The sequence below is a fragment of the Bdellovibrionota bacterium genome (assembly GCA_035292885.1).
In the GTDB taxonomy this organism is placed as follows: domain Bacteria; phylum Bdellovibrionota_G; class JALEGL01; order JALEGL01; family DATDPG01; genus DATDPG01.
This window is the reverse complement of the sequence record DATDPG010000083.1, coordinates 1-24,160: the sequence shown is the minus strand read 5'-3', so window position 1 is coordinate 24,160 and position 24,160 is coordinate 1. Positions and strand designations below refer to the sequence as shown.

Sequence of the window (24,160 nt, the reverse complement as noted above, 5' to 3'; positions counted from 1 at the left end):
GAAGCGGGCCTCTTCGTCCCTTCCGGGACGATGGCCAATCAGGTCGCCATTCGAACCCACACGGAACCGGGCGACGAGATCATTATGGAGGCCAGCGCTCACCCGTTCTTGTTCGAGAGCGGGGCGCTCGGCGGTATTTGTGGAGTCCAGGCCCGCCTGGTTCCGGGCGAGAGAGGGGTCATTACGCCCGAGCAAATCGAACCGGTGATTCGAGTTCGCGCTCCCCATTTCCCGCCGACGAAATTGATCGTGCTGGAGAACACGCACAACCAGGGCGGCGGAAGTGTGTATCCGCTCGAGATTATTCGATCGATTCGGACTTTGGCCGACCGTCATGAACTCAAAATGCACATGGACGGAGCGCGCTTGTGGAATGCCTGTATCGCGTCGGGAAAACAACCGGCGGATTACGCCGAATCGTTCGACAGCGTCAGCGTGTGCCTTTCCAAAGGGCTCGGAGCGCCGGTCGGATCGGTTTTGACGGGCTCCAAAACATTCATCGACCGCGCCCGCCGATTCCGAAAAATGTTCGGGGGAGCGATGCGACAATCGGGGATTCTGGCGGCCGCGGGAATCTACGCTCTCGAACATCATTACGAGCGGATTCGGGAAGATCATGAAAACGCGAAACATCTGGCGAACCGCCTTTCGCGAATCAAACGAATCCGAATCCGGCCCGAAGACGTCGAAACCAATATCCTTTTTTTCGGCGTGGAAGGGAAACCTCCCAAGTGGCTGGAACAAGAACTGAAACCCCGCGGGGTTTGGGTCATCGCCGCAAGGCCGGGAGAGGTTCGGGCCATCACGCACCTGGACGTCGATCGCGCCGGGATCGATCGAGCGGCTGAAATCATCTCCGAGATCGTCGCCCATGCCTAAACTAAAACGAATCGGCGATCTGCTCGTAGAATCGGGGCTCGTCAGCCGGCTCGAAATCGACCAGGCGGTTCAGGCGCAAAAGATCTTCGGCGACCGCCTGGGAACGAATCTCATCGAAATGGGAGTCGTGGACGGGGAGATGATGGCGTCGCTCCTCTCCCAGCAATACGGCGTCCCGCGGGTGAAACCCGAAGAGTTGGAAAAGATATCCAAGGAAGCGCTCGCCCTGATCCCGGCGAAAGCGGCTCACCGTCTCTGCATCCTTCCTCTCCATAAAGATAAAAACCAGCTCGCTCTAGCCATGATGGACCCGAGCGATGAACATGTCGTCCGTCGCATCGAGCAGAACGTCGGAATGAAAGTAATCGCGAAAATCGCCACGGAAGTCGAGATTCGCTTCTTTCTGGAAAAGCATTACGGCGTCCCTCGAGAAATGCGCCACATCCGTCTTATGAACCAGATTCTCGAAAAGCGAAATCGGAAAGAGGGCACGGCGCCCGAGACCGACGTCCTCACTTCCCAACTCGACCGCCATTTGCCCCCAAGCGAAGCGATTCAATATTTCTTCGACAAGATCAAGGATCTTGACCGAGTTCCCGTACGGGATCCGAAAGCAGATCTCACGAAACACGATCTGACGCCGGAACTGACTTTCCTTCTCTTACAGGTCGACGGGCTGAGCAATCTCCGTGATTTCTTCACCGCCAGTCCCTTCCCCCGAATCACGAGTCTCCGCGCTCTGGTGCGTCTGGCCAAAATGGGCCTTCTCAAATTCGAAGAAGCCTAGAATGGTCTCGGAACGGTGGGATTGTGGGCATCAATTCTGTACAATACACGCGTGTCGTTTCAGGACCTGCCAGGTGCCGATCTTGTGGATGAAGGTCTAAAGGATCTCCGCGCGGGAAAAGAGTCGATCCTTTCACTCCTCGTCCTGATCGGGGCGCCGAGGCTTCGACAATCGGGCGTACGGGTCCCCAACGTCGGACTTGAACAACCGGAACATCGCATGTACGAACTCTTGGCTAAAGAGCATGGGAACGACGCGCATTCTCGTTACAACGCCCTCTTGCGGCGCTTAATCAGTTTTGAACGGGCTCTCGAATGCGCCCGTTAGTCACCGAAGACCGAATCCGGGCTTTCATGCGCTATCTCGGGCTCAAATCGGCCAAAGTCGGGAGAGTGTACTTCACGGGAGGAGTCACTGCCGTGCTCCATGGCTGGCGGGCCAGTACGGTCGACCTGGATCTGACTGTCATTCCCGAATCCGACCAACTCCTAAGGGCCCTTAGCGATTCGAAGGAGGAATTCAAGGTCAACGTCGAGCTCGCATCTCCCGCCCATTTCATCCCGGAGCTCCCGGGCTGGGAGGGACGATGTGTCTATATCGGCAAGGAAGGCAAGCTGTCCTTTTATCATTACGACTTTTATTCACAGGCTCTTTCCAAGATTGAACGCGGCCACGATCAAGACCGCACGGATGTTCGAATGATGTTCACGAAAGGTCTGGTTGAATCGAAGACGTTACGAGCATTGTTCGGAAAGATTGAACCCAATCTTCACAAGTACCCCGCGATCGACCCGAATTCATTTGCTCAACGTTTGGAACAGACCCTCCAAGAGAACACGTAAGACACATCCACTTATTCAATCGTTCCCCGGTAAGTATTCCGAGAGTTGCCCGCGGTTCGCAAAAAGCGGCATTGTTGATATGATCCCGGCGTGTTTCGGTTCGGTTATTTTTTGGGCGTTTTCATCGCCTCCATTTTCTGGGCGGCGGGAGAGGTGACCTTCGCCGCCGCGCCGGAAACTCCCGCTTCAAACAAACGGACGAGCGAGGTCGCCGACAAACTGATGTCTTTGGAAGATTGCACTTTTCTCGCCCAGATTTATCACCCGAAAGACGGCAAAACCTCACAGCTCGGATTTTGTTTTTATTCGAAGACGGTTACACAGGGCATCTTTTCCGCCACAAGCTGCGTCGGGGCCCTGGTGGAACCGGATTCAGGCGTCCGAAATCCGTTTTACGGAAGCAAGGGTCATTGGGGGATGGAAGGGAAATGCGAAAAGGCGAAGATCGTGGCGAAACTGAAAGACCCGCAAATCGAAACAACGGTGAATCCGATTACGGCGCTGAGAATCAAGCGCGAGGAGGGAATGGCCCTTAAGATGCTGCGCGACGAATTCGGAATCTGGGAAATGTTCAACGAGTTGACGACGCCGATAAAGACGAAGGAGTAACCATCTGCGTTACTCGCGGAAGTTGATGAACTGTAGGGGAAGCGGGAAGTCGATGGTTCGCATCAGCGCGATCACTTCTTGCAGATCGTCCCGCTTCTTGCCGCTCACGCGAACCTGCTGCTCCTGAATCGCGGCCTGAACCTTCATTTTCGTGTCCTTGATCTTTTTCACGATCTCGCGCGCGCGATCGCCGTCGATGCCTTCCATCAACTCGATCCTGACCCGCGCCCGCCCTTTCGCCGCCGGTTCGATGTTCCCGGCCTTGAGGCACTTGAGCGAAACTCCCCGCTTGACGATCTTTCCCTGTAAAACGTCGAGCGCGGCTTTCACCTTGAATTCGTCGGCGGATTCGAGTGTGATCTCTTTTTCGGTTCGCTGGACGATCGAATCGGTCCCCTTGAAATCGTACCGTTGAAGGATTTCCTTGGCGGTCTGCTGAACCGCATTATCCACTTCGGCCAGGTTCAGCTGCGAAACAATATCGAACGACGGCATAAAGGCCTCCTTTCGCACTCAAAAACCGAAAAATCCTGAGACAGATCATGGAAGAATTCGACGCGCCACACTCTCCCCTCCGCCCTCGGTATTCTTACCATGGCCAAGCCCCGCGGCAAGTCCTATAATGCCGCGCATGAGCCAAGAACATATCGCGGTGGTCATAGGTGGAGCCGTAGCTGGAAGTGAAGCCACGCTTAAGCTCCGGGAAAAAGGGATTCGAGTCATTTTGATCGAGCAGAATCCTCTGCCGTACGGGAAGATCGAAGACGGTCTTCCGCGTTGGCACGTGGAGCAGCGCAAGAAGGAGGAAGAGAAGATCAATGAACGGCTCGATCACGCACTCGTGCATTTCGTTCCGAGCACCAAACTCGGAAAGGATCTCTCCTTCGAGGAGATCTACAAGGAGTGGAGTGTCAGTGCGATCTTGCTCGCCAGCGGAGCCTGGCGCGACCGTCCCGTTGGCGTCGAAGAGTTCGATCGGTACGTCGGCAAGGGACTTCTCTACCAAAACCCGGTGGTCTATTGGTTCAACCATTACCACGAGCCTTCCTACAACGGCCCGCGATATGAAATCCCGGACAACACCATTGTCGTGGGCGGCGGCTTGGCATCCATGGACGTTCTCAAAATCTGTCAATTCGAAATCACGCAACGGGCTCTCTTAAAGCGCGGGATCAAAATGGATATGTTGACGCTGGAAAAAGAAGGAATTCCGCGGGCGCTTGAAAAGCACGGCCTCAAATGGGCCGACCTCGGCCTCAAGGGCACGACGCTGTATTACCGCCGCCGCGTTCAGGACATGCCCCTGGCGGACACGCCGCCCAAACCGACTCCCGAACAGTTGGAAAAGGCGGACGCTCTGCGCACCAAGATTTTCAACAACTACCAATCGAAGAATTTGTTCAACATGCAGGAGCGGCATCTGCCGAAAGCTCCGATCATCGACAACGGAAGTCTCGTCGGGATCCGCTTCACCCGAACGGAAATCGTGGACCGAAAGGTTCGGGAACTTCCGAACACGGAAGTGGAGGTCCGATTCAATTTGGCGATCAGCTCCATCGGAAGCATTCCGGAATCGATTCCGGGAATCCCCCAGAAAGGGGAAACGTACGAAGTGGAAGATTTGGAAACGGGAAAGGTGAAAAATCTGCCCAACGTCTACGCGCTCGGAAACGCCGTGACGGGAAAAGGGAACATCCGGGTCTCGATGATGCACGGACGAAAAGTGGCCGAGCAGGTGGCGACGATGCTCGCGGCGCAGACGCCCAAAACGACGAACGCCGAGAAGCTCATGGCGCGCGTGAAAGCGTTGCAGTCCCGCGCCGGGTACGACGGGAACTTTAAGTCCTGGGTCGAAAAACAGTTGGCGATGCGCTAGCGGCCTTCCTCAAAGGCAATTGAAAAAGTCTGCTTTCGCAGGCTGTTCAAAAAGGTCTCAGTTGCGAGGCGCCGCAAACGAGCGACCGGAGCAGCCTGGTTTTGGCTGTGAGGATCGCGAGTGCAGCGGCAACGAAGCAAATGAGCCTTTTTCAACAGCCTGCTAGCCCGGTTCGGTCATACGGTAAGGATCCAAAACGCGATCGAGTTCGGCATCCGATAACACTTTCTTCGCTTTTGCGACTTCGCGCACCGTCTTTCCGGTTTTGTGCGCTTCTTTTGCGATCGCGGCGGCCGGATCGTAACCGATTTTCGGGGCGAGAGACGTACACATCGCCAAACTTTTTTCGATCATCTCCTTGCACCGTTCTTCGTCGGCCTCCAGTCCCTCCACGCATCGAGCGCGGAAATTGTCCGACGCCTTCGCCAAAAGTTCCGCCGATTCGAGCGCGTTGTGCGCCATCACCGGCATCATGACGTTCAGTTCGAAATTGCCCCACTGCCCGCCGATCACCACGGCGGCATCGTTCCCCACCACATGCGCGCACACCATGATCAGCGACTCGGCGATCACCGGATTCACTTTCCCCGGCATGATCGATGAGCCCGGTTGAGTTTCCGGAAGGCGGATTTCACCGATCCCGCAACGGGGCCCCGAGCCGAGCCAGCGGATGTCGTTCGCCAATTTCATCAGCGCCACGGCGGTCGTTCGCATCGCTCCGCTCGCCTCGACAAACGCATCCTTCGACCCTTGCGCCGCAAAATGATTTTTCGCCTCGCGCAACGAAAGCTTAAAATGCTTGGCGATCCGCGAGATGACCTCCTTCGCGAAGCCTTCGGGGCAATTGATGCCGGTCCCCACGGCCGTTCCGCCCAGCGCCAGCTCGCCGAGAGGTTCCAAAATACGCTGCAGCCGTTCGACCGACTGATGAACCTGCGTGGCGTATCCCGAAAAAACCTGGCCCAAACGGACCGGCGTGGCGTCCTGAAGGTGTGTCCGGCCGACTTTAACGATTTTGTCCCAACCCTTCGCTTTGACGTCGAGCGCCTTCCCCAGCTTCTCCAACGACGGAATCAAATCGATCGTCAGCGCGCGGAGAAGGGAAATATGCATCGCGCTCGGAATGACGTCGTTCGACGACTGCCCGCGATTGACGTGATCGTTCGGATGGACTTTCTTCGAGCCTCGCTCAAATCCCAGAATCTCGGCCGCACGGTTGGCGACCACTTCGTTTGCATTCATGTTGGTCGACGTGCCGGAGCCGGTCTGAAAAATGTCGAGAACGAATTGCGAATCCCATTTTCCCTCCGCCACCTCTCCCGCCGCCGTGGCGATCGCCTTCGCGATTTTCGCGTCGACGTAGCCGCGCTCGCCGTTCACCTCCGCCGCGGACCGCTTGATCTCTCCCATGGATTCGATGAAACGCCGGGAGAAGCGCAACGAACTGATCGGAAAATTCTCCACCGCCCGCTGCGTTTGCGCTCCATAATAAGCGTCTTCGGGCACCTTTATTTCACCCATGGAATCCTTTTCCAGCCGATTTGTCGCCATACCTGATCTCCGGCCGAAATCCTAAACGAATTCACAAATAAATACAAAAGGTTATGACCATGTTGCCTCTGCCTACGCATCGTGTTATTCCCATCCCCCTTTGAGGCGGATCGGTAGGGAAAAATCGAGGCTATGAAAAGGTCGTACCGGGAAGTTTTTGTTTTTGCAGGAGTTATTGCACTGCTCTCCGCTTCCGCGGCGGCGCAGGATCATCCGACTCGTCCGTCCGGTGTCCCTTCCGTGGTCGTCCCACTCGTCGGGGAAATCGTCGGCCCGGACATAACCCCATTGATCCGGCCGGACCGCGAGCTGACGGACAGGATTCTCCGCATAGAGCGCAGAGTGCAAGAAAGTCGCGCGAGTGCGAAGCGACCGGCGTACTATCTCAACTACTCCCCCGAATCCGACCGATTGATCAAGCAACTGCTCCATCGTCGCGAGCTGGGCGCGATACGGGACATTTATATCGTTACCAACGGGCCGGAAGAAGTTGTGCGATTCGCTCGCCTTGCCTTTGCGAAACGAAATCCGATCCGCTGGCTTTCGACGAATCAGCTGGGGAACCTCAAGAACCTCGCAAAAGCGATTCTCATTGGAAACCCGGAAAGCTTTCTCGAAATGAGGGATTCTCTGTGGCGCCTTTCTTCCCAGGGGACTCGGTTCGCTCACGTCGATCCGTCATCCGGCGGGTTTTTCGTAAGTGCTCTGTCAAAATCTCTGCCTAGTAGTCATTCATACATGAATTTTGATCGGACGATTTCAGGTCTCCAGAAGGCCACTAAAGAGTACGTCGACCTAGGGAGTTACGCGATGTTTGCGGTCGATGCCCGGACTCTAACTAATGAAATTGGGGCTCTTAAGAAAACCGATTTACGTGAGATCCGGCGACTGGTCTTGGCCGGTTGGAATGAAGAAGAAATTATGGATCGTTATTGGGCCGATCCGCGATTCGAAAAATTAAGGCCCTCCACAAAAGCCAAGTTTCAGGGACTGATATCGGGCGTGATTCGGAGCGTGGATCATTTTGAACCAAAGCCGCCGGCTCCCACTTCTTTCCGACCCCTCCTCAGCATGAGACGTGAAGACATGAAGTATCTCGAATGGAGGGTTCCGTTCGATTCGCCCGCGGCTGCCAACTGGCGGCGTCAGATCGAACGTCCGGATGAAGAAGGTGGAACCTACGGAAGGATCAAGCCGCTCAGAGAAGGGACACGGAAGTTTAGGAGGACCTTTTTTGACGGAGACAAAGAGAGGAAGTTCGAAATGGTGGTCCAGCCCGATCCTATGAACCCGGGAAGGTACACCGTGTATACGGACAGCGAAAAAAATCTCTCGATCGAGGCCATGATCGAAAAATCCTATTGGGTGGAGTTCCTCCGGCTACTCGCCGAGACCGGCCGGTGGGACCTCCTGAATTCCGCAAATCATTCAAGCCCCGAAGAGTTTGCGAAATTCGTCAATGCGGCGAATTCCTTCATCGATTTGGAACGGGAAGACCTCGTGGAGAAATTCTGGCGTATGGGTCGGACCGAAGAAATCTTCGTGGGAGACCGGTTGCCCACTCAGATCCGCGAGCGATTGTTGTCCAAAGGCGAGCACTGGAAGCCTATCTACCCCTTTCTCACGGGCGCGCCGCCAAGCAAATCCGACCGACTAAGTTCAGTTACCGCCGAGGGCCCGGAACGCATTGAATACCATTCACCGTTCGACCTCCTCATGGAGCAACGCCGGCAATTTTTAAATGAGCAGCTCGGGAAACATCCATCGGAATCATCGGGTATCGTCGCAAGAATTTTCAGCCCACGTCCCCGGCTCCACTCGGCCCCTCCCCCCAGGAAGGCTCTTTTCATGTCTGAATCCAAAGAGACCCTCCGGGAAGGAGAAACGTTTCTGGTGACGGCCAGCGCCGTTGTGGACCTGTTTTACAATCAAGGCTCGCCGGCCATTTACGATCGGAACGCCATTCCCATCGTCCGCCTTCTTTCAGATCTCCCCAAGAGCTTAACGAGGGACGGGTTATTCGGCATCCAGTTGGGGACGGATGTAGAGGTTTTCGACTACGACGGTTATCGGGACCGGGAGTCGGACATCAAGAAAGTGGAACAAGTCGGCGACCGGTTGCAGCGTTTTCTCGATGACAGGCCGTCAAAATCATTCTTCAAGTTCTTCGACAGGCTTCCGTGGTTCCCTCTAGACCTTGCCGATGCCGGTTGGAGGAACTATGGAGCCTATCGAATCGACGGCGAGTATTATCTCCTCCCCCATATCCACACATCTCTTTCGGGTTACACACCCGAAGTTCAGAAGGAGCTTCAGAAGGCTCTCTCGGTTCCCTTCTCTCCTGAAAACGCCCGGTCCGTTCGGGAGGAAATGGCGACCTACGGAAATCAAGGGGCGCTCCTGCATTTGATGGAAGAATCTCTCGCGTCGGAACACCGATGGAACGGTATTATTCCAGACGAGCGGGACGATTTGGGAACCAAGCTGGCGTTTTTGCCGGAGAAGTTAGCCGCACAGATGCTCCAGCGGGCCAGTTTGGAAGCGGTGGATTCCGCCGTCGCGAAGAAAGCACTCCGCTCCGCGGCCGGTATTTTCAGCGGTCTAATAAAGAGCAATGCCGCGTTCTTCAACGACGATATTCGCGGGAGAGTCCGTTACTTCGTCGAAAGCATAGGGCACCGGACCGGTCAGAAGATTGCCCCCTCCGCCGACGCCGTCGAATTGGGCCGTCGGTATCCAAAACTGACGCCGACAAAAATAGAAATTGTCGAGGCATCCCCGGGGGAGACACGCGGCTCCGACGCGCGCCAATCCCCCGTCCCCCGACTTCCGCCAACGGGAAATGGAAAAGTGATCGTCCATCCTTCCTCTCGATTGAACGGGTCCACGAATCCGCCGAGCCGGGGTCCTCGAGCGAGGATCGGAACGGCCGGAGAGAACGCCGGGTCGCTTACGCTGGGTTCGCTCGCCCTCGAAATATTTGACGAGACGGAAACGGAGCTGAAGCCGGATCCAGCAAAACAGAAAGGGGGAACGCTGCCTGTCGCGGGCAAAGGGTTCGACCCGCCAAAACGTGAACGTTCGTCTCAGGCGGATCCTGTTGAGTTCATCTTCATCCTAGGACAGGGAAATATCGCGAACGTCGGCTTTTTTGAAGCTCTCGAATATGCGGCCGAGAAACAGAACGTGAGAATCGTCATCGCCGATCGGAAACCTCTCCGCTGCTCTTCGAGTCAAATCGAGTATCTCCACGTGGACGAACCCTGGAACCCCAAACAGGTTCTCACGGCATTGGCAGGCTACATCCAGCGTACGGGCAACAAACTCCGCGCGGTCGACACGATCGTGGAGGATTATGTTTTTTCGCGAGCCGAGGTCATGGAAACCTATGGAAAGGAATACAGCCTCCGCGGCCTGGACCGCGAAACAACGTGGAACACAAGATACAAGCCGACCATGCTGGCTCTCTGGAAGAAGGACGGGCTTCTGCCGCCGGATTTCGAGTTCGACTCTTTTCATTCGATCGAGGAAACCGAGCCGTATATTCGGGAGCTTCTGGACAAAGGGAAATCGTGCGTGATCAAACCGACGCTTGCCTCAAGCTCCTTGGGAGTGCGGCTTCTCGATCCGGAAATGGGCGACGCGCAGGTTCGACAAATCCTGGCGGAGGTGAGGGACGCCGTGGATCGAGACACCGGCTTTCACTTTCCCGTGGATGTCCCGGTTCCCGGGAACATCCCGGGGCAAAAGCCGCACCGATGGCTGGTTGTGGAGTATGTCCCTTCCAAGAAAGAGGTCATGATCGACGCGTTAACCTTTCAGATCGGCAACAAGGTCCGGACACGCTCGGCGGAGCCTATTGGAAAGGCGCCGATGGAGCGGGATTTCACCGAACACCTTTTTCTCGCCACGACAAGCCTCCCGGATTCTCAGACAGAGAAAAATATGACCGAAATCCACCGGCGCGCCCTAGCTGCCCTCGGGATCAGTACGCCCGGTCCATTTCCGAAATGGAGCAGCACGCATACGGAGTTACGCATTACCGAGGATGGAAAGATTTTCCCGATCGAAGTCGCCTCCAGACCTGGCGGCGGCGTTCTTCCCGAGGTGCATCGGCTAACCACCGGCCACGATGTGTACCGGGCGGGACTGACGGCCGCCCTGGGGCAAAATCCGGTGCACCACTACTCCGCCAAGCGAGGAGCCAAAAAAAAGTCCGCCGCCGTCCGCATGATCTACGCTCCAAAACGGGGAACGTTGAACAGCGTGGATTGGAAAGACGTTGGGGGCGCTCAGTTCTACCCGAGAATGGAGACGCCGGGGAAGATCGAAAACCCTTTGAGCAACGTTGTCGGATATCTCGTCTCCCTGGACAAGTCCCCTCAGGTGGCTTTGGAAAAAGTGGAAAGCGAAACTGCGAAGCTGAAGCTGCACGTCGAGACGGCACCCGGAACGGAAGAGCCCCTTCTCCCGGCTCCGGCTCCGGTTCGGTTTCTCCCACTCGAGGAATGGCGGGAGGCGCCCGTAAAGGTGCCCGCTAGGAGGGCCGCCGTGGTGCTAGGTCGACATGGCATGGGCGCCTTCATCAGTCGAGATGGATTTTTTATAACCACTCCGGAAGCCTTCACGGGGTATTTCAGGGAACACAAGAAGGCGGCGATCGAACTCCTCCCCTTCCACTTCGTAAACGAAAGTGCCGCGCGGCAACGGACTTCTCGGTGGTTTCCGATCGCGTGTGTCTCGGGTTGCTCCCCGGAATCCCGAACGGGTTTTGTCCTACTCAAGGTCGATCTGCCCGAAAGACTTCGGCGCGTTCATTTTTTGCCGATCGACGTCCAACCTTACCCCCTCGATACAGCCATCGAAGTCTTGGCCCCTGCGGAGAAGTGGGTCAACGATCTTAAGCCGAACCTCTACGAGTCGCTGGAGATTATCCCTACCACCGGCGGATACATGCTGTCCGACCTGCTGGCAACCAATGGCCGGCACATTTCGACCGGCATCGTGCGGTTGTACACGCCGATTCGGCCCGTCGGAGCGGCCATCATCAGGAACGACAAATTGGTCGGCCTCGTTTCCGGAATGAACGAAAATATCCTCGTTGGAACTTCTGCGTTCGCGTGGGAGATCGAGAGTGGCGTGGCCAGTTTCGTTCGCCGCCATCAAGACGCGCAGGAATCGGCGGCGGATCTTAAACTCGCTTGGTCCGAAATTCAGAGAACACATCCGTTCAGTTTCGAAGCGATCGACCCCGAGTACGGAGTGGCGCGCCGGTTCGCCGCTCGGACCGGCAAGGAACTGGCAGGTTATCTGTTGAGTTCGATATCACGCGAGATCGACGCGGGCGCTCCTCCCTCCCCGGTTTGGCTGGAACAGACCATTCGCAAAGCCCTCGAAAAAGAGGGATCCGGCACGCATTTGATCGACCCCACGTTTACACGGAGAGCGGCTCGCATCATAGAAGCGATTGCGGCCTCCGATGGATTTCAAGAGCATGACGAGCGTCTGAAGCGGATCCGCAAGTTCTTGTCGAAGAAATCCGTGGACAGGGCTGAAGCGGTGAAATCGAGCGCCCCGGCAACGGCGATCGATATCCTCGCGGAATTGAAAACGCAGGGAACGGAGAAGGGAAAAGAAAGCGCGGCACATTCGCTCCCTCCCCTCGACGTCAAATCCGGTGAAACGGTCGTGGCCGATCCCGAAGAAAAACTTCCGAATCCCGGCAACGCGGATCGGGACAGGCCGCCGGACGTACGGAATTCGTTTCTGCCATCCTTCACCGGGGAGACTCGGACGGAAATTCGCTCCGGTGTCCCGACGTATTCGATCGGCCTCTGCGTCGGCTGCGAGGGTTCCACCTACGGGAGCCTTGCGCTTCAGTCCGTTCGGGTTGTTGACGAGGAGAGAGGCACACCGAATCGTGCGTTGCGTTCTCTCCCGAGCCAGACAGGCCACAAGCCGGCTTTGCGCCAACCACTTTCATCGAGCGATTACAGCGCACAAAACGATTCTCCCTACCTCTTGATCGTCTCTCTCGATTCTCCTCCGCCGTCGAGCCGCGGAAATCCCACGGCCTACACGCTCCCGGCGAGCGAGAACGGTGACATAAAGCCATATGTGGTTCATCGCCGAGGTTTGGGGGCGTTCTACACAGCGGCGCTCCTCAAAAAGGAACACCCCAACGACGTCGAGCTGCTCATCCTCCGCGACGGCGATCCGCCGGCAGAAAGGGGCGCGTTGATTGATTCCGTCTGCCGTGAGCTGGGAATCGAGCGGGACTTGATCGGCGGCCTCTTTCCCGTTGAAGAGCTGCGGCGGAAAATCCGACCGGCGCGATCCGGTCTGGTGATCGCCAGTCATGATCGAGTACAAAGCGCAAAATCCTTGGGTCTCCCGATGATGGAGCTCTATAAGGCCGACAGCATTAGTTTCGAGGAAGTCGGTTTTCTAAGACAGCTCGCGCGTTCCGGGCATCCCGCATGGCAAAAATTGGCGGGCAAACTGAATCATTTCAACACGGAACTCGAAAGCAAATTGCGCAAGAAATACCATTGGGCCAAGGCCTTTGCCTCTTCGGAGGATCTCAAAAAGGTCCCGGGGTGGTGGAATCAGACGATCGATGGAAAATCCGACTCCTTGACGCTCGCGGAATGGTTGGAAGCGAAGTACCACACACACACTCTCTTCGAATGGGTGCTAACGCTCCGTTCGCACGTTCCCTCTGTCTCGGAGACAGACATCATAAAATTGGCTCACGAAGCGATGGGGATCGAGACCGCGGAGAGACGTACAGCAAAGCCGACGTTTGGCTTGTCGATAAGCGATCTTATAAAGGAACAGTTCTGGAAGCACCCCATACCCCGAATCGCCGATGAGACAGGCGTTAGTCCCCTGCGGGTCCTTAATATCATTGAAAAAATGCGTCCGGAACTGCGTCCGGCAAACTCCATGAGGCCAGCGGACGTTTTCAGAAGAACCCGACGGACAAAAAAAATCTTTCCAAGCGACATGAACATCATCGAAAACGACTTTGAAATTTTGCCGATTCCGGAACTTGCTCGCAAATTGTCTCTCGACGAATCGCAGGTGATTTCGATTCTGAAGCTCCGCAAGGCCCTCATGAGAACGGTGCCAATACTCGGATCTCGGCCGCTGAATCGCGGGGGAAAATCGGGCGGGGCGCTAAAAGAGCTCCGAGTACAAGCACCTCCGGCGGCGGAGGCGGCAGGTCGTCCTGAAGGGGAGATGCTTCGCGACCCCAATAAAATGCGTCGGCGTGGACAGAAGAAACCCACAATCAATGAGGAACTACTCGCCAGGGCCATTGAAAAGGTGCCGCCGAGTCTCAGAAGAAATCCGCTCCTGGCCGCAAGGTGGGTATTGAAGATATATCGGATGGAGGGCGCGCAACTGAGCGATGTGGTCGAGCGCATAGTGCAAAGGCGGGGAACCCCTCCGAACGGGGCGACATCCCTTGGGGCCAACTCGGCCCCTGCACCCGCGCAACCGGCGATCGTCGACGCGCCACATGAGACTGATAAAGTAAAGGCATCCCAACCTCCCAAGGATCCCGCTCCCCGGGCTTCGATCTCCCGAACAACGAGAAAGTCTTCTCGCCCCCCCACGGAAGGTACCGGTGCCCTCGATCCCGACGTGGTGGGATATGCCGAAGTCCGACTGAATCCACCCGTTCCGGTCGCCGATAGTGCCGGCGGCGTCAAACGGCAAGGTCCCGACGACAAAAAGAACCCAAAGGGTGTTTCGGTCACGGATTTAGCGGAGTGGAAAAAGAGTCATCTCGTTCACCCGAAGGTGGTCAATGCAGGTGTCGCCTCCCCCGAAAGAAACCCGATTCCCGTGGGTCCGAAGGCTCCCGAACTCCGTTCCCCCATTATCCCTCCGCACCGTTCGCCGATGGCTTCCAGTCCCCTCGTCTCCGGAGCGATTCATTACGGGATTCCCAAGATCACGGCGGACCTCCTCTGGAAGGGAACCGACATCGTTCTCGACGGACGACTGAAAGAACTGGGCCGCTTTCAAACTTGGAGCGAACTCTCCCAAAAGATGCCCGAGTACCTCCCGGGTGTGGGACAGGAGTATTTGGAACTCCACCTGGCCGGCACGGCCGCCGATGCCTCTCTCCTGGGCGCTCATTCCGCCCTTCGCTCCCTCTTTCCTTCTCTCGAACCCTTAGGGTCCCTGGGGATCCATGGAAACATCTATGGCCGAACCGCCGGAATGTTCTTGGTCTTGAGCGCCATCGGAGCCGCCCATGGCGGTCAACCCTTCAAAGATCTCAAAACCGTCAGCCACAGTGCGGGTCAGATCATGGCGTTTCAGGAGAGCTTAACGTTTCTCGCCAAGTTCTCGAAACTCTCCCCCGCCGTTCGACAGATGGCGCTTTCCGGAAGACTCCCTCTGTTGACCTTAGCCGAAGAGGTGGGAGCCGTAAGTTTAAGCCATCCCGCCTTCTTAGCCGTGGGCGTCGGCGTGTTCGTTCTTCTGGAGGGAAGCCATCGCTTCATCGAGTACTACTTCCTTACAAAACCCACGAAAGAAGCGCTGTTAACCGAAGCGGCGGAGGCGGTGGAGCGGTTTCAAGAGGTTCTCTTCACCAACGAGACGCTCTCCTCGGCTTCTCCGGGCAAAGACGTCGAAGTGGCCTCCAGCGCGGAGCGACTCCTCGCCGCACTCACGGCGCATTTCCTCTACGACGAGCAGAAACTCGACGCCATACGAACCCAAGAATACCAACGACTCGACGAGAGTCATCCGACGCGGGAGCAACGGATCGTCCAGGGGGCGGCCATTGAACGACGATACCGGGATCGCCTTCGCGCCTTTTGGGCGGAGGAAGCCCGGCGAAAAAAGCCGCTTCCGGAGATTCTCCCGCTTTCCCTCATTCAGCCGGTGGACGAAGTGAACGCTCCCCTCTGCCGATCGGGGCAATGTATCGAAACCTTTAAAGAGCAACTCGCCCGCCTCCATCCCACCTCCGATCAAGTTCCCGAGCTCCTCGCTAAAATCACGGCTCCCTTACTTCTCGCGGCCCAACAACATTGGGAGCGGAGGGGGTATCCGATCCAGACGGCCGTGAACGTCGTCGGGAATTCCGACAAATGACCAGCGGTGGTTCGCTAGCGAGCCGCAATCCAAAGATTTACCGCCGACAGCAATGTAATGACCAGAATCGGTGGGTTCAGTTCCCGGACCTTTCCTCCCAAGAGTTTGAGAATCGTGTGAGCGAGAAATCCGAACATGATCCCCTCGGAGATGGAAAACGTCAGAGGCATGAGGAGCATCGTCAAGAACGCGGGGACTCCCTCTTCCCAGTCGGAAAAGTGAATTTCCGATACATCGCGGACCATGAATAGACCCACGAAGATCAGCGCTGGAGCGGTTGCAAAAGCCGGAACAGCCAGGACAAGAGGTGCAAAGAACATTGCAATGAAAAAAAGAATCGCCGTAAAAACCGAAGTCAGCCCCGTCCGTCCGCCTTGGGCCACTCCAACGGCGGATTCCACGTAAGAAACCACCGTCGACGTTCCGCAGAGAGCGCCGAACATCGCGGCCAAAGAGTCGACGCGCAGAAGGGTGGCGATTCGTTCGATCGTCCCGTCCGGTTTCACCATACCGGCGCGGCGGGCCACGGCGATCGTCGTCCCGAGATTGTCAAAGAGATCGACATACATAAATGCGAAGATCGTCGGAAGAAGCGCCAGTGTGAGAGCTGACCGAATATTCAGTTGCAGAAAAAGAGGACTCATGGAAGCGGGAAGAGAGACGATCTCCCCCGTGAAATGAATCCGGCCAAAGACAATCCCCAGCAATGAAGCGAGGAAGATCCCGATCAAAATGCTCCCGCGAATCGACCGAAGCTCCGAAACGACCATCGCGATGAGCCCCGCAAGGCCCAACCACGTTTCGAGCGTGAATTGACCCAGGCGGACCATCGTGGCATCCGACTTCGCGATAACGCCGAGCTGCTGCAGGCCGATGAACGAAATCAGAAATCCGATTCCCACGGAGGTCGAAAGCCGGAGACTCCGCGGAATGGCATCCAGAATCCGTTTTCGAATTCCGGCCAGAGCCAAAATGAAAAAGCAGAGCGAAGAAAGGAAGACGACCCCCAGCGCCGTCCGCCACGGCACGCCGGCGGCCTGGCAGACGGAGTACGCGAAGAATGAATTGAGACCCATTCCGGGCGCCATCATCAGAGGGACGCGACCGATCAGTCCCATGGCCAGCGTCGCAACGGCCGTGGCGAGGCAGGTGACCGTGACCAGCGCGCCCTTGTCCATGCCGGTGGTGGATAGAATGGCGGGATTGACGAAGATGATATAGGCGGCGGTAAGAAATGTGCTCAGCCCCGCCGCCGCCTCCGTCCGCACGCTAGCCCGCATGAAAAAACCTTATCAGCCGATCTCCCCCCGGTCGAACTTGCACAGGATTCCGCAATCCATGTTCGGCTAGAGACCAGACCGTCTCTTCGGAACGCGTCCCGTAGACAGGATCTGCTCTATCGCACGAGGGTAGCGGAGCGTTGCGCGGGGCGCGGGGTCGTGGTAGAAGCGGCCCCCCAATGAACGTCAAAGTCGACATCGAGTCCCTCTCGCCCGTCAAAAAGAAACTCTCGATTTCGGTTCCCGAAGAGATGGTCCTGGAGGAGATCGAAACCGCCTATAAGAAGGTGGGGAAACAGGTTCAGATCCCCGGCTTCCGCTCCGGAAAAGTGCCGCGCACAATTCTCGAACAGCGTTTCGGACCGGCGGTGGAGGGCGAGGTGTTCGAAGAGCTGATCCGCCGGACGGTTTTCGACGCCGTCCGCGAACACGATTTCCAGATCGTCACGACGCCGCAGATTTCCGATCCGAAACGGGAAAAGGGATCGGGATTTACGTACGTGGCATCCATCGAAGTGAAGCCGGCATTCACACCGAAAGACTACAAAGAAATCAGCGTCGAAAAGCCCGAAACGAAGGTCACCGACAAACAGATTCAGGAAGTGATCGGAAGACTTCAGGATGAACAGGCCGTTTTGAAGGATCGCGAAGGGGCGACTTCGGCGGTCAAAGGCGATTTCGTGTCGATCGTTCTGGAACCCACCGACGCCGAAGGAAATCTCGTCGAGTCGAAGGAGGAACCGAAGGAGCAGATTTATGAAGTGGGCGGCGAAATGCTCCATCCCGAAATTGAAAAAGCGCTGAAGAAATTACCGCTCGGACAGAGCGCGCCGATCACGATCGGGCAGGGGGCCGACAAGGAAAAGAAAGAGTTCCGTCTCCGTGTGACATTGAAGGCGATCAAAGAAAAAATTCTTCCGACCCTCAACGACGACTTCGCGAAATCGGTCGGGCCTTTTGAAAATCTTGCCGCGCTGAAAGACCGCGTGAAAAAAGATTTGGAAATCGAGACCGAAGAGAACGCGAAAGCGGAAATGATTCAAGAACTTCTCGCTTCCGCCATGAAGGCAAATCCGGTCGACCTTCCGGAATCTCTCGTCGACTCCGAGCTTCATTCTCTCATGGATGGGTTCAAGCAAAGAATGGAGCGAGTCGGAATGAAGGAACTTCCGGAAGAATATTCACACGAGAACCTCCACAAGAAACTTCGCCCCGATGCCGAGCGACGCGTGCATGAACAGCTGCTCTTGGAAGCGATCGCGCGAACGGAAGAAATTTCGGCGGAAGAAAAGGAGGTCACGGCCCGGCTCGAAAGACTGGCCGCCGCCTCCAAGGTGCCGGTCGGAGAACTGCGATCGGCGTACGAAAAAACCGGACAGCTCGACTCGATTCGATTCAATATTCTCGCCCAGAAAACGCTTGATTTCCTCCTCTCGAACGCTAAGATTAAGTAGTTAAAATTACAGAACTTTTCTATTGAGGAACGTATGACCCTGATTCCGATGGTGGTCGAGCAAACTCATCGCGGCGAACGCGCGTACGATATTTTTAGTCGTCTCCTAAAGGAAAGAATCATATTCCTGGGATCCGGGATCGACGACGACGTCGCCAATCTCCTTATTGCGCAGCTCCTTTTTCTGGAGTCCGAAGATCCCGATAAGGACATCAATCTTTATATCAATTCCCCCGGTGGATCGGTGTACGCGGGGCTTGCGGTCTACGACACGATCCAGCATATCCGGCCGCCGGTCTCCACGTTCTGCGTCGGAATGGCCGCTTCCATGGCGGCGATCCTCTTGGCCGCGGGAGAAAAAGGGAAACGTTTCTCGCTTCCGCACGCGCGTATCCTGATCCATCAGCCGTTGGGCGGATTCAAGGGCCAGGCCAGCGACGTCGATATTCAGGCCCGGGAGATCCTCACGATACGCGAGGAAATCAATAAAATTTTGACCAAACATACGAAGCAAGCCATTGAAAAGATTAAGAAAGATACCGACCGCGACTATTATATGAGCGCCCAGGAGGCGAAAGATTACGGAATCATTGATACAATAGTGATTAAGACCAAGGGACCGTCCTTGGTCGTCCCCAAGGTCAAAGTATGAGGCGCGCATGAATCGAAAAGGTGCCGAAGGTGCGAACAACCTAAGCTGCTCCTTTTGCGGGAAGAGCCAAAAAGAAGTCAAAAAGCTCATCGCGGGTCCGACCGTTTACATTTGCGATGAATGCATCGAGCTCTGCAACGACATCATCGCCGAGGAGAGCGAACGCGAGGAGGCGTACACCGGCAAGACGCGAATCCCCAAGCCGCACGAGATCAAGACGATCCTGGATGAGTACGTCATCGGCCAGGAGCGCGCGAAAAAGGTTCTCTCCGTGGCCGTCTACAACCACTACAAGCGAATCGAAACCCAAGGAAAGAACGCCGAGGTCGATCTTCAAAAGTCGAACATTTTGTTGCTGGGCCCGACCGGGACCGGAAAGACGCTTTTGGCGCAGACGCTCGCGAAAATTCTTCAGGTTCCGTTCACGATCGTCGACGCCACAACTTTGACCGAAGCGGGTTACGTCGGCGAGGACGTGGAAAACATTATTTTGAATCTGCTTCAAAACGCCGATTACGATTTGGAACGAACGCAGAAAGGAATCGTTTACATCGACGAAATCGACAAGATTTCCCGCAAATCGGAGAACCCGTCGATCACGCGCGACGTCTCGGGCGAAGGCGTTCAGCAGGCATTGCTCAAGATTATCGAAGGCACGATGGCCAACGTCCCGCCGAAGGGCGGCCGGAAACATCCGCAGCAGGATTTCCTGCAGGTCGACACGACGAACATTCTATTTATTTGCGGCGGCGCGTTCGTGGGTCTCGAAACCATCATCGGCCACCGGATCCACGAGAAGCATATGGGGTTCGGCGCCGAGATCACGTCCAAGCAGGAACGCCGGATCGGCGAAATCCTGGCGGACGTTCAACCGGAAGACCTCTTGAAGTTCGGTCTCATTCCGGAGTTTGTCGGCCGGCTTCCGGTCATCGCCACGCTGCACGATCTGGACGAACAGGCCCTGATCGAAATTTTGACCAAACCGAAAAACGCGCTGACGAAGCAGTATCAGAAGCTGTTTGAATTCGAGAAGGTGAAATTGAAATTCACGAAGGGCGCTCTCTCCGCCATTTCCAAGGAGGCCTTTCAGAGAAAATCGGGCGCCCGGGGTCTGCGCGCGATCCTCGAGAACATCATGCTGGAAATCATGTACGACATTCCGGCCAAAGATAACATCGAGGAGTGCGTGATCTCCGAGGAAGTGGTCTTGCACAAAGAAAAACCGATCATCGTCTACCAACGCGAAGCTGAAACGGCGTAACGAGACACAAGAGGAAGATGCGAAACGCTTCCCCTTCTGCCGGCTTTTCACTCACGGAAATTTTGATCGGGCTTCTGCTCATGAGTATTCTCTCGGTGTTCGTCTATCGGTTCACCGGCCGAGCGACGAAAGTCTCCGCGGAAAGCAGTGCCGCGGCTGAAACGAAAGCCCGGAGCCAGCAGGTCGCCGACCAGCTGGACAAGATCCTCCGCCCGATGGAGCGCCCGTCCGCAGGCCACCCTATCCGCGTGTCGAGCACGTCGATCGCCTTTCCTCGACGGACAAAGACCATCGAAGTCCGCCATGTCCCTCAGCTGAACCAGATTCGACAGATCGAGACCGAAGGGAACAACCAGCAGTCCCACGCTCTGGCCGATCGAGTCCGAACTCTGACGTTCAAGTATCTGGATCGGGACGGAAAAGCGATTTCAACGTTCCCGACCTCCGACATCGAAAGCCTCACGGGAACGACCCTGGAAAATATGGAACAGATTCAATTCAATTTCTTGATGGGAAACGATTCGGTCGGCCGCACCGTTCGATTACGAAACTACGGTCTGAATGCGACACCCACACCGTAAATCCGGCGGAAACGCGCTGACGATAGCGCTTATTAGTTTGCTGGTCTTGACATTGATCATCGCCGGTTTCTTGTTACGATCCAACACGGGACTCCAACGCGCGCGATTCGGGCGCGACACCAAAATTTCATTCAACCGCGCGGAGGTTGGGCTCAAGTATTGCGAAGACACGATTCGAAAATATACGAGCGATGGCCTGAAGCTGACGTTTGAGACATTGAATCCGGACGGCGGCACCAACACGACGGAATTAAACGAAGCCAAAAGGATTTTTGAGGGGGGCGTGGCCGGCGATCCGGACGGACTCACCCTCAATGATTCGATCGACTTTCTTTCGCTGTACAACAATTACTACTACTACGATCCTCTGCTTCAAGTTCCGGTCCCTCCGGCCGCCTGGTTTAAGGTGATGGGTTCGCAGCGAAGCCAGGATTACATTTACTATTCCTATCAAACGACGGCGCATCCCCGCGCGGAACGCTTCGCGATGACGACGTTGATCGCCCCGGACCAAAAAGTCTGCCAACAAAACGACGTGATCACAGTTTCATATCGATATGCCGGTTCGGCCATCGGAGCAGGCCACTTGGGCGAATGGCCCGCCCCTCCCCCGGCGGAGTCGGTTCTCACGCGGCTCGACCCACAGGCGACGCAAATCTGCGACGTCTCCATCGATCTCGCGCCGTTCCAGGCCACGAACTACAACGGTTCCCTCGCCTGTTTCGACGATAAGACGTTCTCGAGGATTTACAGTGAAGAAGAGGGATTTCTCGTCATGCGAGGAAACTTTTCCATAAGGATCTTCCCCCCGGACCAGATCGTTTCGGATTTCCTTCCCCAATACCCTCCTCGGGGATCTCCCTACGGCTATCGGCCGGAGGCTCAGGGAATTGCCTTCGATCCGGGACCGCCCAAACGTTTCGTCATCGCGACAAACAACGGCCTGGAATTGATTGACGCCGCCACCGGCGCCAACAGCACCATTCTCATCCCCGGGGAGGCGAACAAGTTCGAGGAAGGGGTGACGTTCTGCGATAATTATAAATCGGTCTGTCTTCCCAACCGAGACGGCGATCTGATCGTCGCCAACGTCGATCCGGTAAGCTCTGGATTTCTTTCGTACCGGACCATCGCCGGGGGGAGCTATCCCGGAAACACCTTTATCGCCTCGAAAGGAAATTTCGTTGCGTACACAGGTCCCAACGGTGTGGGATTGCTAAATGCGGCCACAAACACGATGGCGGGCGGAATAAATCTGGGGAACTGCAGCGCCGTCACCACGAGTCCCAACACGTCGGACCCGCTTTTCTATGTGGGGTGCGGAAACTCCCTCTTCTCAATCAACCCCAATACAATGACCAGCACATTAATCGTTAACCTGCCCATGAATACGCAATCGGCGGTAATGGGCGCCAATCAAAGGCTTTACGTAACCGACGCCACCGGAACAACGCTGACGACGGTGGATGTCGCCACATCCGCCGTCATTTCGAGCATCCCTCTTCCGTTTCAGGCGGGAGACCTATCGAACGGTCTTTCGACCGACGGTAAGAGCCTTCGGTGTTTGGGACTCCTCGCCAATGGATCTGGCTCGGGCGACGATGAGTACTTCATCTACACGTTCGATGTCTCCCAAAGCACACCGGCCTTGACCGACGTCATGGCCGGACCGGTCGACGATCCGACCGACGCGTTCATCGGCCCGGACGGAAGCATCCTCGTCACGAATTACCAAACCCCCGGAAAGGTTTCCACGGCGACCCGTTTCCTGCCTGCACCGGGCCAGTTCGGCCAACTTTGCGACGCCACGTTGAAAAAACGCACGGGAGGAACCCCGCCGTGAGCGAAAACGCGGAACTTTTTCCACAAACGTTCGCGGCTTGGGCGGGCCTTTCCGCTTCACTGCAAGAAGGCGGTTACCTGGAACAGACGACGATCGAGTCGCTCCTTCTTCAAATCGAACGCCAGCGGCTGACCGGTATTTTGGAACTCGAACGCCGGCTCCGAAACGCGAAGATCGGATTTCAGCAGGGATTCATCGTCTCGTTCGAGGCCCAAATTCTCGATCCCGATCCGGACGATCCCAAAGGAAGAGCCCATTTCATTGAAAGGTGCCGCCCGCGTTCAGAGAAAGGGTGGATGTCGGGAGAACTCTTGCTTCAGATTCTGGGCTGGCGTTCCGGGTCATTTCGATTTTTGGCCCGGGATAGCGTCCAGGCTACCGCCGGTTTTCCTCTCCGATCCGGCCAGCTGCTCACTCTGGCTTGGCTTCTGCTCATCGAACATAGAAAACGGTTTTTGATGAAACAGAACATGTTCGAGAATTTTCTTCCGGCGGACAGCCGGCGGCCCGGCGATCAATATTTCGGTGAGATCTTTTCCGCTCGCGTGCAAGGGAAGACCGGAGAATTGGAAACCCAAGGTCGCGGCGGCGAGCGGAGCTTGGTAATCGAGGAGGGAGAACTCAAGGACGTCCGATGTAAAACCGAAGGGAGCCGCGTCGGCGACCTGTGCATCCGCTACGGTCTTCTCCAGCGCGATCAGGTCAAGCAGCTCGTGGAAGAACGGGGGCGGACGCACCAGCCCCTCATTGAACTGGCGCTCCAAAAAGATCTGTTGGATGAATCGTCGCTTCAGCTTCTTCTTATCCTTCAGCGATGGGAGCGAATCTTTGAATGCTGCCACTGGCCCGATCTCGCCGTGACGTGGAAGGATCCCGAAGATGCCGCCATGCCTTCTCTCGCCTCGGTCAGCTCGATTCCGCTGGCCGACAGCACCTACGCCTCCAAAGTCCCCGGCGCGCAGCTGGCGAAGAACCGCTGCCGCTTCTGCGGCGCGGATGTGGAGGAAGGGGAAGACGTCTGCGAGATCTGCATCACTCGAAATATCCGCATGGAATCGATCCGAAAAGATCTTGCGCGGCGGTGGCAGGCGGATTCTTTGGTCCGTTGGGGTGCGGCGTTCGCTTTGGTGATCGGAATCCTCTGGATCTGGTGGTCCGGTTATATCGGGAACTTTTTCGTCAAACATTCCTTGGTCGCTTATCTCTCCGAAGAGGCCGGCGTGAAAAAATCGGGGAGCGCAATCATGCCCAAAGAGTTGGAAAGTTCTTCGGTTCCGGCGGCCGGCCCGCCCGCCCCGATCACGTTGGCGGCCTACGGAAATCCTGCGGCCATACTCCCCCCCGTACCGGCGCGCGCGGGGGCCCGACGTGAAAAACTCCTCGATCGATTCCCGCCTTTCTTCGACAAGGTCGACCTTTCGGC

Annotated in this window: 16 protein-coding genes; 13 read left to right on the top strand and 3 right to left on the bottom strand. The window is 56.3% G+C overall.

The window, feature by feature from the left end; translation table 11 throughout:
* The 5 genes from VI895_06645 to VI895_06625 all read left to right on the top strand — a co-directional run.
* Positions 1–879, top strand: an 879-nt coding sequence (locus tag VI895_06645; protein ID HLG19479.1) for a GntG family PLP-dependent aldolase, incomplete at its 5' end; no start/stop codon positions are given.
* Entirely contained in the window at positions 872–1,666 is a 795-nt protein-coding gene (locus tag VI895_06640) for a hypothetical protein (protein ID HLG19478.1), read from the top strand. The genes VI895_06645 and VI895_06640, both read left to right, overlap by 8 nt.
* A gap of 51 nt (positions 1,667–1,717) precedes the next feature.
* Positions 1,718–1,993 (top strand): hypothetical protein, encoded by a 276-nt coding sequence (locus VI895_06635; GenBank protein ID HLG19477.1) that lies wholly within the window; start codon positions 1,718–1,720, stop codon positions 1,991–1,993.
* Positions 1,981–2,508, top strand: coding sequence for a DUF6036 family nucleotidyltransferase (locus VI895_06630; GenBank protein ID HLG19476.1), 528 nt, complete (start codon positions 1,981–1,983; stop codon positions 2,506–2,508). Before VI895_06635 ends, VI895_06630 begins: the two co-directional genes overlap by 13 nt.
* Before the next feature lie 90 nt (positions 2,509–2,598).
* Positions 2,599–3,117, top strand: coding sequence for a hypothetical protein (locus VI895_06625; protein HLG19475.1), 519 nt, complete (start codon positions 2,599–2,601; stop codon positions 3,115–3,117).
* A 9-nt stretch (positions 3,118–3,126) separates the two neighbouring features.
* Here VI895_06625 and VI895_06620 read toward each other — a convergent pair whose 3' ends face one another.
* Entirely contained in the window at positions 3,127–3,612 is a 486-nt protein-coding gene (locus tag VI895_06620; GenBank protein HLG19474.1) for a YajQ family cyclic di-GMP-binding protein, read from the bottom strand.
* Between the two features lie 136 nt (positions 3,613–3,748).
* Here VI895_06620 and VI895_06615 point away from each other — a divergent pair, with 136 nt between their 5' ends.
* Complete coding sequence (locus VI895_06615) at positions 3,749–4,993, top strand: FAD-dependent oxidoreductase (protein ID HLG19473.1); 1,245 nt, start codon at positions 3,749–3,751, stop codon at positions 4,991–4,993.
* 162 nt (positions 4,994–5,155) lie between these two features.
* Here VI895_06615 and VI895_06610 read toward each other — a convergent pair whose 3' ends face one another.
* Positions 5,156–6,544, bottom strand: coding sequence for a class II fumarate hydratase (locus VI895_06610; protein HLG19472.1), 1,389 nt, complete (start codon positions 6,542–6,544; stop codon positions 5,156–5,158).
* A 132-nt stretch (positions 6,545–6,676) separates the two neighbouring features.
* Between VI895_06610 and VI895_06605 the strand changes: the two genes are divergently transcribed.
* Positions 6,677–15,667: an ATP-grasp domain-containing protein gene (locus tag VI895_06605; protein HLG19471.1), complete on the top strand. Its 8,991-nt coding sequence runs from the start codon at positions 6,677–6,679 to the stop codon at positions 15,665–15,667.
* 14 nt (positions 15,668–15,681) lie between these two features.
* Here the strand turns inward: VI895_06605 and VI895_06600 are convergent, their stop codons facing one another.
* Entirely contained in the window at positions 15,682–16,947 is a 1,266-nt protein-coding gene (locus VI895_06600) for an NCS2 family permease (GenBank protein ID HLG19470.1), read from the bottom strand.
* Positions 16,948–17,126: 179 nt separating this feature from the next.
* Between VI895_06600 and tig the strand changes: the two genes are divergently transcribed.
* The 6 genes from tig to VI895_06570 all read left to right on the top strand — a co-directional run.
* Positions 17,127–18,401 carry a trigger factor gene (gene tig / locus VI895_06595; protein HLG19469.1) on the top strand — a complete coding sequence of 425 codons (1,275 nt, stop codon included), beginning with the start codon at positions 17,127–17,129 and terminating at the stop codon, positions 18,399–18,401.
* A gap of 33 nt (positions 18,402–18,434) precedes the next feature.
* The gene (gene clpP, locus VI895_06590; GenBank protein ID HLG19468.1) at positions 18,435–19,052 is read left to right on the top strand and encodes an ATP-dependent Clp endopeptidase proteolytic subunit ClpP; all 618 of its coding nucleotides are present in this window, start codon (positions 18,435–18,437) and stop codon (positions 19,050–19,052) included.
* 7 nt (positions 19,053–19,059) lie between these two features.
* Positions 19,060–20,313, top strand: a complete 1,254-nt coding sequence (gene clpX / locus VI895_06585; GenBank protein ID HLG19467.1) for an ATP-dependent Clp protease ATP-binding subunit ClpX — start codon at positions 19,060–19,062, stop codon at positions 20,311–20,313.
* Positions 20,314–20,330: 17 nt separating this feature from the next.
* Positions 20,331–20,894: a prepilin-type N-terminal cleavage/methylation domain-containing protein gene (locus tag VI895_06580; protein HLG19466.1), complete on the top strand. Its 564-nt coding sequence runs from the start codon at positions 20,331–20,333 to the stop codon at positions 20,892–20,894.
* The gene (locus VI895_06575) at positions 20,875–22,737 is read left to right on the top strand and encodes a hypothetical protein (protein ID HLG19465.1); all 1,863 of its coding nucleotides are present in this window, start codon (positions 20,875–20,877) and stop codon (positions 22,735–22,737) included. The genes VI895_06580 and VI895_06575 overlap by 20 nt, the downstream gene beginning before the upstream one ends.
* Positions 22,734–24,160, top strand: a 1,427-nt coding sequence (locus VI895_06570; protein HLG19464.1) for a DUF4388 domain-containing protein, incomplete at its 3' end; no start/stop codon positions are given. The genes VI895_06575 and VI895_06570, both read left to right, overlap by 4 nt.